Below are 11,907 nucleotides of genomic sequence, written 5' to 3'. Positions count from 1 at the left end.
TGTAGTAATGGTCGCGTGACCCCCGACGCACCACGCCGCGACAGCCGCCCGGACCCGACGGCACACCCGCACCCGCACGCCCGCGCGTGGAGCCGCATCGCGCGCGAGGTGATCGGCACGGCATACCCCTGGGCCCCGGGCCACGTCGTCCTCGGGCCGGACGACACCGACGTGACACCGGAGAGCCTGCACCCCGCCTTCCACGGCGCGCTCGACTGGCACTCCTGCGTGCACATGCAGTGGTCCCTCGTCACCCTCCTCACGAGGTATGCCGACGCGCTCGGGGCGCAGGAGCGCGCCGCCACGACGGCGCTGCTGTCGCAGCGGCTCACCGAGGAGCACCTCGCGGTCGAGGTCGACTACCTGCGGGCCCGGCCCGGGTTCGAGCGTCCCTACGGCTGGGCGTGGGCCGCGCAGCTGGCCGCCGCGGCCGCGAACCTCGCCGCGCCATCCGAGCGGTTCGACGCGTCCGCCGCGGTCGAGGGGACGAGCGCCCCCGAGGCGGGCACGTGGGCGCGGGCGCTGGCCCCGCTGGCCGACCTGCTCGCCGACCGGGTGGTGGAGCACCTGCCGCGGCAGGCCTACCCGGTGCGCCACGGCAAGCACCAGAACGACGCCTTCGCCCTCCTCCTGCTGCGCGACGCCTACCGGCGCCTGGGGCGCGAGGACGTCGTGCGGGCGTGCGAGGAGGCGGCCGTCCGCTGGTTCGGCGACGACGGCCCGCTGGCGACCGAGGACGAGCCAGGTGGCTCGGACTTCCTCTCCCCGGCGCTGACCGAGGCCCTGCTCATGACCGCGGTGCTCGGGCGGGCCGACGGCCCCGACTGGCTCGCGCGCGCCCTGCCCGGGCTCGGCGAGGGGGCGCACGCCCACCTGCTCGAGCCGCCGCTCGTGCTCGACCCGACCCACGGCCAGGGCGCCCACCTGCTCGGCCTCGCGCTGTCGCGCGCGTGGGCGCTGCGGACTCTGGCACCCTGGGTGGCGGAGCCTGCCGCCGACCGCGTGCGGCAGGCCGCCGACGAGCAGGAGGGCGCGGTGCTGGAGCAGATCACCGACGGCGACTTCATGGCCACCCACTGGCTGGTGTCCTTCGCGCTCCTCGCCGACGGGGCGGGGCCGTGAACGACTCCGTCCGCCGCGGCTGGAGCGTCCACCGCCGGCTGCTCGTCATGATGGTGAGCATGATGGCGCTGGGCATCGCGCTCACCGGGGTGCTGTCCTTCGCCGTGCAGTTCCGCTCCCTCGACGAGCGGGTCAGGGAGGAGCTCGAGCAGGAGATCCAGGAGGTCTCGGCGCTCGCGCAGTCCGGCCCGCTGCGGGACGGGGAGCCCTTCACCGAGACCGACGCGCTCTTCTTCTCCTTCATCGAGACCTCGATCGCCAGCTCCAACGAGGCCTTTCTGGCGTTGCTGGACGGACAGCCGCGTTTCCAGAGCCCTGGGGAGCGCGACTTCCAGGTCGACCACCCCGACGTCCTCGCGCTCATCCGGAGCACCCCGCTCGAACCCGGTCGGGCGGTCATCGACACCGTGAGCACGCAGGGGACGACGCTCTCGGTCATCATGGCCGACGTCCGGCTGCCCGACGAGGAGCGGCTGGGCACCTTCGTCGTCGCCATCGACTCCGGGACGCTCGCCGGTGAGATCTGGCGCCGGGTCTGGACGTATGCCGGCGTCGGCCTGGCCTCCCTGCTCGTCGCCGGGGCGCTCGCCAACGTCGTCCTCGGCCGCCTACTGCGCCCGCTGCGCGAGCTCCAGGACGCCACCGCGCAGATCAGCGCGGAGGACCTCTCCCGCCGGGTCGAGGTGTCCGGCGAGACCGACATCGTCGACCTGGCCCACCGCTTCAACGCCATGCTGGACCGGCTGGAGGACGGCGTCCGGATGCAGCGCCAGTTCCTCGACGACGCGGCCCACGAGCTGCGGACGCCGCTGACGATCCTGCGGGGCAACGCCGAGCTGCTGCGGCCCGAGGACCCCGCGGACGTCAGCGCAACCCGCACCCTCATGCTCGACGAGGTCGACCGGATGCAGCGGCTGGTCGACGACCTGCTCATGCTGGCGCGCGCGCAGCGTCAGGACTTCCTGCGGCCGGGCGCCACCGATGTCACCGAGCTGGCCGTCGAGTGCATGGAGCGCATCACCTCGCTGGGTCAGCGCCAGTGGCAGCTGGCCGCGCACGCCGAGGGCCCGGTCGTCCTCGACCGCCAGCGGCTCATCCAGGCCGTGGTCCAGCTGGCGGCCAACGCGGTGAAGTTCAGCGACGAGGGGTCACCGGTGGAGCTGGCGACGGCGTGGGTCGAGGGGGAGGACCCCCAGGTGCGGCGGGCCCGGGACTTCGGCGCCCGACCCGCGCCCCGCTACCTGGCGCTGAGCGTCTCCGACCACGGCACCGGCATACCCGAGAGCGAGCAGGAGCGGGTCTTCGAGCGCTTCGGCCGGGCCGAGGCCGCCGCCCAGGTCGACGGCAGCGGCCTGGGCCTGGCCATCGTCCAGGCGATCGCCGAGGCGCACGGCGGCGCGGTCGGGGTGGAGTCGGTCGAGGGGCTGGGGTCGCGCTTCACCATGTGGATCCCGGTCGACCCCGCCGACCAGCCCGCGCACCGCGTCGCCGCGGCCGCCGAGGGTGAGCCCGCCCGCACCGCCGCCGGGTAGCCTGCCCCCATGGCGCACATCCTGATCGCGGAGGACGAGGAGGGGATCGCCCGGGTCGTCGACCGGGGGCTGCGGGCCGACGGCCACCGGACCACCGTCGTCACCGACGGCATCGCCGCCCTCGAGGCGGCCAGCGGGGGACAGGTCGACCTCGTGGTGCTCGACGTGGGGCTGCCGAAGATGGACGGCTTCACCGTCCTGCGCATGCTGCGGACCATGGACGAGCCGGTGCCGGTCATCATGTGCACCGCCCGCGACTCGGTCGAGGACACCGTGCACGGGCTGGAGAACGGGGCCGAGGACTACCTCGCCAAGCCCTTCCGGGTCGAGGAGCTGCGCGCCCGGGTCAAGCTGCGGCTGCGCCAGCACGCCGAGGCGATGGCCGGGGGGCGCACGGAGGACGTCCTCGAGGTGGGCGGCGTGCGGCTGGACATCCCGGCCCGGACCGTCCACGTGGACGACGAGCCGGTCGAGCTGTCCGCGCGGGAGTTCACCCTGGCCCGCGAGCTCATGGACCATGCCGGCCAGGTGCTCAGCCGGGACCAGCTGCTCGACCGGGTGTGGGGCTTCGAGGTCACCGGCAGCTCCAACGTCGTCGACGTCTACATCCGCTACCTGCGCGCCAAGGTCGGCGCCGAGCGCATCAGCACCGTCCGGGGGGTCGGCTACCGCTTCGAGCGCTGACGCCGGCGCCTGAGCCGGTCCGTGGCGTCCGGGCTGGTCGCGTGGCGTCTGGGCTGGTCACCGTGCATGAGAGCAATCTCATGGATGTGTCATCCACCCCTCATCCCACCCGTGTTCACTCGTCTCCACGCACCGGCACCCGGTCGGCGCGGGAGAGGACGACATGGACCACCGCACCAGTCACGTCCCCGGCAGCGGCACCCCGCTGCGCGCCCTGTTCTACTCCCACGACTCCCAGGGTCTGGGTCACTTCCGGCGCAACCGCGCCCTCGCGCACACCCTCTCCCAGCGGCTGCCGGTCCTCACCGGTTCCCCGGTCACCGGGCTGCTGCTCAACGGGGTCGCCGGGGCCGCCGCCCGCAGCCTGCCGGCCGGCTTCGACGTCGTCACGCTCCCGGCCATCGGCAAGACGGCCGGGCGCCGCGGCTACGGCCCACGTCACCTCGATCTCGGCATGGACGCCGTGCTGTCGGTGCGCGGGGAGATCGTCCGCGCCACCGGGCTCGCCTTCCGTCCCGACCTCGTCGTCGTCGACCGGCACGCCCTCGGCGTCGGGGGTGAGCTGCTCGCCGGCCTGCAGGCCATGCGCCGCGAGCTGCCGCAGACGCGCTTCGTCCTGGGCCTGCGCGACGTCCTCGACGCCCCCGAGGCGGTGGAGTCGGAGTGGCGGCAGACCCCCGCCGACCTGGTGGCGCAGATCTACGACGAGATCTGGGTCTACGGCGACCCGGCCGTGCACGACCTGCGCCGCTCCGGCGAGCTGCCGCCCGAGCTCGCCCCGCTCGTGCGCTACCAGGGGTTCCTCGCCCACGGGCGGGCCGAGGAGCCGACCGACGTCGAGCCGGACCGGCCCTACCTCGTCACCACCGCCGGCGGGGGCAGCGACGGCACCCGGCTGTGCCTCGCGGCGGCCCGCGCCCGGGTGCCCGCCGGGCACCGCCACCTGCTCGTCACCGGCCCGCAGATGAGCGACGCCGACCACCGGTCGGTCGAGCGCGAGGCCGTCCGCGGCACCCAGGTCGTCCGCAGCGTGCACGACGCCGCCGGGCTCATCCGCCGGGCCGCGGCCTCGGTGTCCATGGCCGGCTACAACACCGTCGCCGAGACGCTGGCCACCGACGTCCCCGCCCTGCTCGTGCCGAGGGAGCGGCCGCGCACCGAGCAGCTCATCCGGGCCGCCGCGCTCGCCCGGGTCGGTGCCGCCGACCTGCTGCGCGAGGGCGACCTCACCGAGACCGCGATCAGCCGCTGGTGGGCGGACGCGGTGGCCCGTCGCGTGGACCGCGGCGCCCTCGACCTGGGGGGCCTGCGCACCGTGGCCACCTCCGCGGCCGAGCTGGTCCGCACCTCGCCGGCCCTCGCGCCGGTCCCGTCGTTCGCCCCCGCCCGCGTGGAAGGACTCCCCGTTGCCGTCTGACCGCACCGCCTACGTCCTCAAGGTCTACCCGCGCTTCTCCGAGACCTTCGTCGTCACCGAGATCCTGGCCCGCGAGGCCGCCGGCGACGACCTGGCCATTTACGCCCTGCGCCCGACCACCGACTCGCGCTTCCACCCCCAGCTGGCGCAGGTGCAGGCGCCGGTCACCCACCTGCCCCGGGCGCACAAGCTGTCGGCCGAGTGGGAGGTCTTCGCCCAGGCCCACGCCGAGCTGCCCGACTTCGGCGCCCGGTTCGGCGCGCTCATGCCGCTGCTGGTGCGCCTGGACCCCTCCGACGTCGCCCAGGGCGTCGACCTGGCGCTGCGCCTGCGGCGCGACGGCATCACGCGGGTGCACGTCCACTTCGCCAGCATGGCGTCGTGGTGCACCGCGATCGCGAGCGCGCTCACCGGCATACCGTTCACCGTCACCACGCACGCCAAGGACCTCTTCCACGAGGACGTCGACCGGGTGGTGCTGCGCGAGGTGCTCGCCCGCGCGTCCGCCGTCATCGCCATCAGCGACTACAACCGACGCTTCATCGTGGAGGAGGTCGACCCCGGGCTGGCCGACCGGGTCGCCCTCGTGCGCAACGGCCTGGAGCTGGGCCGCTTCGACTACCGCGACCCGCGGCCGGTCGGCGACACGCTGCGGGTCCTGGCCGTCGGGCGCATCGTGGAGAAGAAGGGCTTCGACCACCTCGTCGACGCGGTCGCCGCCCTCCGAGCCGAGGGGGTGCCGCTCGACGTCCGGATCGTCGGCGAGGGCGAGCGCGCCGCCGAGCTCGCGGCGCAGGTCGAGCGCACCGGGGTCGACGACGTCGTCACCCTCCTCGGGTCGCGCAGCCAGAGCGAGCTCGTCGCCGAGCTGGACCGGGCCGACGTCCTCGTCGCCCCGTGCGTGGTCGGCGCCGACGGCAACGCCGACGGGCTGCCCACGGTGCTGCTCGAGGCGATGGCCAGCGGGGTGCCGTGCGTGGCGACCGACGTCACCGGCATCCCCGAGGCGGTCCGCCCGGGCGACGACACGACCCCGGCCACCGGGATCCTCCTGGCCAGCGACCCCGCCGGCCTCGCCGACCGGGTCGCCGGCGCGCTGCGCCAGGTGGCCGACCCCTCCTGGCCACGCGTCGAGGTCGCCCGGGCCGCCCGCGCGCTCGTCGAGCGCGACTACGACACCACCACCCAGGCGGCGCGCCTCGCCGCCGTGACCGCAGGAGCCACCCGATGACCCGCGTCGCCTACGTCTGCGCCGACCCCGGCATCCCCGTCTTCGGCACCAAGGGCGCCAGCGTCCACATCCAGGAGATCGTCCGCGCCTGGCGCCGGCGCGGCGCCGAGGTCGAGGTGTATGCCGTCCGCCTCGGTGACGTCGACCACGTCCCCGCCGACCTCGCGGACCTCGTCGTGCACCACGTGCCGGTCGGCCGCGTCGGCTCGGGCCCGGGTGGCGACGACCCGGGCGCCGCCGCCCGGCGCGAGGTGGCCCAGCGCCAGGCCGCGGCGGAGATCGGCCGGCGGGTGGTGGCCGCCGCCCCCGACGTCGTCTACGAGCGGTACTCGCTCTTCTCCGGCGTGCTGCACCTCGCCCGGCGCGGGCTGGGCGGTGGGGTCCGGACCGTCCTGGAGGTCAACGCCCCGCTCATCGACGAGCAGCGGCGCCACCGCGTCCTCGTCGACGAGGCCGGCAGCGTCGACGCCCTGCGCGCCCAGGTCGGTGCCGCCGACGTCGTCGCCTGCGTGAGCGAGCGGGTGGCCGCGTGGGTGCGTGAGCGCACCGGGGCCGACGAGGGTGGTGCCGTGCAGGGTGCTGGTGCCGCACGGGTGGTCGTCGTGCCCAACGGGGTGAACACTCGCCGCATCCGCGCGGTCACCCCCGACCTGGACGGTGACCCGGTGGTCGTCTTCGTCGGGACGCTCAAGCCCTGGCACGGCGTCGAGGACCTGCTCGAGGCGGCCGCGATGGCCCGGCGTCCCTGGCGGCTACGGATCGTCGGCGACGGGCCCCAGCGGGAGGCGGTCGAGCAGGCCGCCGCCCGGCACGGGCTGGCCGTCGAGCTGACCGGGGCCGTGGCGCCCGAGGAGGTCCCCGCCGCGCTGGAGGGTGCCCTCGTCGCGGTCGCTCCCTACCCGGCCAGCGACGACCACTACTTCTCCCCGCTCAAGGTCTACGAGTACGGCGCGGCCGCCCTGCCCGTGGTGGCCTCCCGCATCGGCCAGATCCCGGCGGTGGTGCAGGACGGTGTCACCGGGGTGCTCGTGCCGCCGTCGGACCCGGTCGCGCTCGCCGCCGCCGTCGACGCGCTCGTCGACGACCCGGACGCCGCGCGGGCCCTGGGCGCCGCCGCCCGCCGCCTCATGGAGCGCGAGCACTCGTGGGAGCACGTCCTCGACGCGACCCTCGCGCCGGTGACGTCGACCGCGCCGCCGGCGTCCCCGCATACCTCCGTCCCGGCCGCCGGAGGACGGTGATGGCGGCGGACCCGGGGACGGCCCCGGCGACCTCGCCGCTGCGGCGCACCCTGCGGCTCGTGCTGCCGCACCTCGACGGGCAGCGGGCCCTGCTCGCGGGGGGCGGCGTGCTGCTGCTGCTCGAGGTGGTCTTCCGGGTCCTCGAGCCGTGGCCGACCAAGCTCGTCATCGACGCCCTCACCCGCAGCCTGGGTGCCGACCTCGCCGAGCCGGGGCCGCAGGCCTCGGTCCAGCTCCTCGTGGCGTGCGGGCTCGGCACCATCGCCATCATCGGGCTGCGCGCGGTCTGCAACTACGGGGCGACGGTGGCCTTCGCGCTGGGGGGCAGCCGGGTCGCGACGCGGCTGCGGGCGGCGGTCTTCGACCACGTCCAGAGCCTGTCGCGCAGCTACCACGGCCGGGCGCGCTCCGGGGACGTCGTCCAGCGGCTGGTCGCGGACGTCGGCCGGCTGCAGGAGGTCGCCGTCACCGCCGGTATGCCGCTCGTCGTCAATGTCTTCACCCTGGTCGCGATGCTCGGGGTGATGACCTGGCTGGACCCGGTGCTGGCGCTCATCGTGCTCGTGGCGATCCTCGTCTTCGCCCTCTTCTCCCGGCTGTCGACGGGCAAGATCACCCACGCCTCGCGCAAGACGCGCCGCAGCGAGGGCGAGCTGGCCAACGTCGCCCAGGAGACGCTGACCGGGATGACGCACGTCCAGGCCTACGGGATGGAGCGCGACCGCTCGACCACCTTCCAGGGCTCCAACGACCGCTCGCTCAAGGACGGCGTCGTCGCGCGCCGGCTCGCGGCCGCGCTGGAGCGGCGCACCGACGTCCTCGTCGGCGTCGCGACCGCGGCCGTGCTGCTGCTGGGCGGCGCGCGGGTGCTGCAGGGCGCGATGACGCCCGGGGACATGGTGATCTTCCTGACCTACCTCAAGACCTCGATGAAGCCGCTGCGCGACCTGGCGAAGTACACCGGCCGCATCGCGCGCGCCAGCGCCTCGGGGGAGCGGGTCGCGGACCTGCTCGACGAGCGGCCGGACATCGTCTCGCCGGCCGACCCGGTGCGGCTCGGGGTCGTGCGGGGCGCGGTGGAGCTGCGTGACGTGCACCTCGAGTTCGTGCCCGGCCTCCCCGTGCTGCGGGGGGTGGACCTGCGGATCGAGCCGGGCGAGCGGGTCGCGATCGTCGGGCCCTCGGGCTCGGGCAAGTCGACGGTGGCCGCGCTGCTCCTGCGCCTGCTCGACCCCGGCTCGGGCAGCGTGCGGCTGGACGGGGTCGACCTGCGCGAGCTGGACCTGCGCGACCTGCGCAGCCAGGTCGCGCTCGTGCAGCAGGACGCCGTGCTCTTCACCGGGACCATCGAGGACAACATCCGGCAGGGGCGGCCCGAGGCCAGCGACCACCAGGTGCTGCGCGCGGCCCGGCTCGCCCGGGTGACCGAGTTCACCGACGGGCTCCCCGAGGGTCTGCAGACGGAGGTCAGCGAGCGGGGCAGCAGCCTCTCCGGCGGGCAGCGTCAGCGGATCTCCCTGGCGCGCGCGTTCCTGCGGGACGCCCCCGTGCTGCTGCTCGACGAGCCGACCACCGGGCTCGACCCGGACAACGTCACCCTCGTGGGCGACGCCATCACCGAGCTGAGCCGCGGACGCACGAGCGTGATGATCACCCACGACCTCGACGTCGCCCGCGGCGCCGACCGGGTCGTGGTGCTGGAGCAAGGACGGGTGACCTGGACCGGGAGGCCCCAGGACGCGCCGCTCGACGGAGTGCTGGAGGAGAGCCATGGATGAGCGGCAGTGGTATGCCGGTGGATGCCCCGTGCCGGCCGTCGAGGACGGGGACGTCCCGCGGCCGGTGGGGCGCGGTCGGGCGGACGCGGACGGGTCGGTGGGGCGTGGTCGGGCGGACGCGGACGGGTCGGTGGGTCCTGGTCGGGCGGACGCGGACGGGTCGGTGGGTCATGGTCGGGCGGACGCGGACGGGTCGGTGGGGCGTGGTGAGGTGGCTCCCCGGGGTCCCGCGCGGGTGGACGGGGAGACCAGGGGGAGCGGGCGGCATACCTCGGACCCGGTCTCCTCGGACCCGGTCATGTCCAACTCGGTCTCTTCGGGCCCGGTCCCTTCCAACTCGGTCTCTTCGGACCCGGTCTCCTCGGACCCGGTTCTCGAGCTGCTGCTCGACCCCGAGCGCCTCAGCGGGCTGCTCCGCACGCCGGTGCGGGTGACGCGCGTCCGGCCCAAGCCGGGGGTGAGCCACACCGCCGCGCTCCTGGGGGCCGACGGCCGGGTCCTCGGCTGGGTCCAGGCGCTGGTCGGGCCGGCGCGGGCGAAGGCGGCCAAGGCGCGGGACCGGGCCGAGCGCTACGGGCACGGCGCCCTCATCGGCTCCCTGCCCCTGCCGCAGTGGGACGCCGAGCTGGTCTGGGGTGGCATCGCGACCGACCCCGAGCTGGGCAGCCCACTGCGCCGCAGCGGGCTCGACCTCACCTCGCCGGACCTGGTCCTGCTGCGCTACAACCCCCTGCGCCGGCTCGTCGTGCGGGTGGGCGGGCAGGTCGTCCGCGTCACCGCGGAGCCGCACGCCCAGCGGATGTCGGCTGTCGCCCGGTCGTTGGCCGAGCGGGGGCTGCCCGTCGTGGCGCCGTGTGAGCTCGGGCCGCAGCCCCACCCGGGCTCTGTGCCACCTCGGGTGCGGGTGTCGCGGCGGGTGAGCGCGTGGCCGTGGGTCGAGGGGAGCGACCTGACGCAGGCGGACCTGGGGCCCGTCCGGGCTGCCGGCGAGCTGGCGGCGCGGGTGCACGCGACATCGCCGCCGGTCGCGGTGGACCTGCCCGAGCGTGGGTGGGGCGACCTCCTGGCCGCGGCCCGGCGCTCGGTGGCGCTGCTGCACGCCGTCGCTCCGCAGGCGGCGCACGCTGCGCGGCTCGCCCTCGCCGGGCTGCCGGAGCAGGAGCCGGCCCCCGACCCGCTCTCCCACGAGGGCCGGACGGGCGCCGAGGACGGGCGCCACGTCCTGCTCCACGGCGACCTCTCGCTGGACCAGTTCCTGCTCGGCGACGACGGCGTGGTGCGGCTGACCGACCTGGACCGGGCCTGCTGGGGGCCCGTCGAGCTGGACCTCGCCTCGGTACGTGCCGCCCAGATCGTGCACGAGGTTCGCCGGTCCTCGGAGACCGGTGGTGTCGGTGACTCGGCTGTCGGGCACGGGCACGAGCAGCGGGACGAGCACCGGCACACCCGTCGGCACGACCACCGGTACGGGCACGAGCAGCGGGACGAGCTCCGGCACACCCTCCGACACGACCACCGGCACGGGGCGGCGGCCTGGGAGGCGTTCGTGGACGGCTACGGGCGGGCCCCCCTGCCTGGCGCGTGGGTGTCCGCCGCCCTGCTCGCCCGGGTCGCCGAGCCCTGGCGCTCGCAGGCCGCGGGCTGGCGCGAGCAGACCGAGGAGGTGGCGCAGCTGGCGCTCGACCTCCTCGCGGGGACGCTGCTCCCCGGTGGCTCGGGTGGCCAGCATGCGCAGGCTGACCCGGGCGGCTCGGCTGTCGTCGCCGGGCCGCTCACCTCCCGGCCGTCCTGGCGGGTGCCCCGGGTGGTCCGGGCGCGCGCCGAGGACGAGAGCGGCGACGACGATGCGGTCACCGTGACTGTCGGCCGGGCCTGGCCGGCGGGAGCGCGTGACGGTCAGGCCCGCGTGGCGATCGAGGGGGACGACGGGCGTGGGCGGCTGCGGGCCGGCACCATCAGTCCCGGGGGTGCGGTCACCCTCCTCCCGCACGGTGAGGACCCGCGGCTGCCCGGGCTGGCGGCCGCGGCCCGCACCGGCAGTCTGCTGGTGCACCGGGCCGGGCGACGGGCCGTGGTGCACCGGGCGGACGGCTACCTCAAGATCGTGCGGCCCGGACGTGCGGCCGCGCTCGTCGACGCCTCGGCGCGAGGGGCGGCGGTGGCCCGCGACGCCGGCCTCGTGGCCGCCGACGTCGTCAGCAGCACCGACGAGACGGTGCTCACCCGGACGCTGCCCGGCATACCGGTGCAGCGCCTCGCCTCTGACGGCAGCTGGTCGGACCTCTGGGCCGCCTGGGCTGCCGGGTGGACGCGATGGCAGCAGCTGCCGCCGGCCGGGCTGGCGGCCCACACGCCTGCCGACGAGGCGCAGGTGCTGCGGACCTGGGCGCAGCGGGTGGGTGCGCTCGACCTGCTGACCGGGACGCCGTGGCCCGAGCGGCTGGCCCGCGTCGCGACGCAGCTCGACGGGTCGCCGGACGTGACCCTCGTCGCCGCCCACCGCGACCTGCACGACGGCCAGCTGCTGTGGGACGGCCGGCGGGTCGGGGTCGTCGACCTGGACACGGTATGCCGTGCCGAACCCGCCCTCGACCTCGCCAACCTGCACGTCCACGCGGGACTGCGGCAGGCCCAGGGCCTCTGGCCTGCGTCGGCAGCCGACCTGGTGCGGGAGGCGGTGGGAGAGGTCGCGGTGGCCGGGTCCGTGCCCGCGAGTCGTCTGGCTCTTGCCCGGCGGGCCACGGTGGCTCGCCTGGTCGCGGTCTACTGCCTGCGGCCGCGCTGGCGGGACGTCGTGCTCGCCTGGGCCGAGGAGCAGTGGCAGAGCGAGGCTCGGCATGGATGAGAGTCTTCTCATGATGCTCTCACCCTTGTCTCCTCCCTGGCAGGAAGACTGCAGAGC

At 75.5% G+C, this 11,907-nt stretch carries 8 protein-coding genes; all 8 read left to right on the top strand.

Annotated features, from left to right (window positions below; genetic code table 11):
* Positions 1–15: 15 nt before the first annotated feature.
* The 8 genes from AVL62_RS02775 to AVL62_RS02740 all read left to right on the top strand — a co-directional run bounded on the left by AVL62_RS02775 (position 16) and on the right by AVL62_RS02740 (position 11,850).
* Positions 16–1,122, top strand: coding sequence for a DUF2891 family protein (locus AVL62_RS02775; protein ID WP_058890147.1), 1,107 nt, complete (start codon positions 16–18; stop codon positions 1,120–1,122).
* Positions 1,119–2,654 carry a sensor histidine kinase gene (locus AVL62_RS02770; protein WP_058890146.1) on the top strand — a complete coding sequence of 512 codons (1,536 nt, stop codon included), beginning with the start codon at positions 1,119–1,121 and terminating at the stop codon, positions 2,652–2,654. Before AVL62_RS02775 ends, AVL62_RS02770 begins: the two co-directional genes overlap by 4 nt.
* 9 nt (positions 2,655–2,663) lie before the next feature.
* Positions 2,664–3,338, top strand: a complete 675-nt coding sequence (locus AVL62_RS02765; RefSeq protein ID WP_058890145.1) for a response regulator transcription factor — start codon at positions 2,664–2,666, stop codon at positions 3,336–3,338.
* Positions 3,339–3,501: 163 nt separating this feature from the next.
* Positions 3,502–4,755 (top strand): glycosyltransferase family protein, encoded by a 1,254-nt coding sequence (locus tag AVL62_RS02760; protein WP_058890144.1) that lies wholly within the window; start codon positions 3,502–3,504, stop codon positions 4,753–4,755.
* Entirely contained in the window at positions 4,745–5,986 is a 1,242-nt protein-coding gene (locus AVL62_RS02755; protein ID WP_058890143.1) for a glycosyltransferase, read from the top strand. The genes AVL62_RS02760 and AVL62_RS02755 overlap by 11 nt, the downstream gene beginning before the upstream one ends.
* Entirely contained in the window at positions 5,983–7,227 is a 1,245-nt protein-coding gene (locus AVL62_RS02750; protein ID WP_058890142.1) for a glycosyltransferase family 4 protein, read from the top strand. The genes AVL62_RS02755 and AVL62_RS02750 overlap by 4 nt, the downstream gene beginning before the upstream one ends.
* Positions 7,227–9,005 carry an ABC transporter ATP-binding protein gene (locus AVL62_RS02745; protein WP_058890141.1) on the top strand — a complete coding sequence of 593 codons (1,779 nt, stop codon included), beginning with the start codon at positions 7,227–7,229 and terminating at the stop codon, positions 9,003–9,005. The genes AVL62_RS02750 and AVL62_RS02745 overlap by 1 nt, the downstream gene beginning before the upstream one ends.
* Positions 8,998–11,850 carry a hypothetical protein gene (locus AVL62_RS02740; protein WP_153011611.1) on the top strand — a complete coding sequence of 951 codons (2,853 nt, stop codon included), beginning with the start codon at positions 8,998–9,000 and terminating at the stop codon, positions 11,848–11,850. The genes AVL62_RS02745 and AVL62_RS02740 overlap by 8 nt, the downstream gene beginning before the upstream one ends.
* Positions 11,851–11,907 lie beyond the last annotated feature (57 nt).

It is taken from the genome of Serinicoccus chungangensis (assembly GCF_001483745.1).
In the GTDB taxonomy this organism is placed as follows: Bacteria; Actinomycetota; Actinomycetes; order Actinomycetales; family Dermatophilaceae; genus Ornithinicoccus; species Ornithinicoccus chungangensis_A.
The sequence above is the reverse complement of the archived record's forward strand: the minus strand, read 5'-3'. Positions and strand labels throughout refer to the sequence as shown.

Coding starts and splice junctions, on each gene's coding strand:
- AVL62_RS02740 (WP_153011611.1), top strand. CDS start 8,998: ATGGATGAGCGGCAGTGGTATGCCGGTGGATGCCCCGTGCCGGCCGTC.
- AVL62_RS02750 (WP_058890142.1), top strand. CDS start 5,983: ATGACCCGCGTCGCCTACGTCTGCGCCGACCCCGGCATCCCCGTCTTC.
- AVL62_RS02765 (WP_058890145.1), top strand. CDS start 2,664: ATGGCGCACATCCTGATCGCGGAGGACGAGGAGGGGATCGCCCGGGTC.
- AVL62_RS02745 (WP_058890141.1), top strand. CDS start 7,227: ATGGCGGCGGACCCGGGGACGGCCCCGGCGACCTCGCCGCTGCGGCGC.
- AVL62_RS02760 (WP_058890144.1), top strand. CDS start 3,502: ATGGACCACCGCACCAGTCACGTCCCCGGCAGCGGCACCCCGCTGCGC.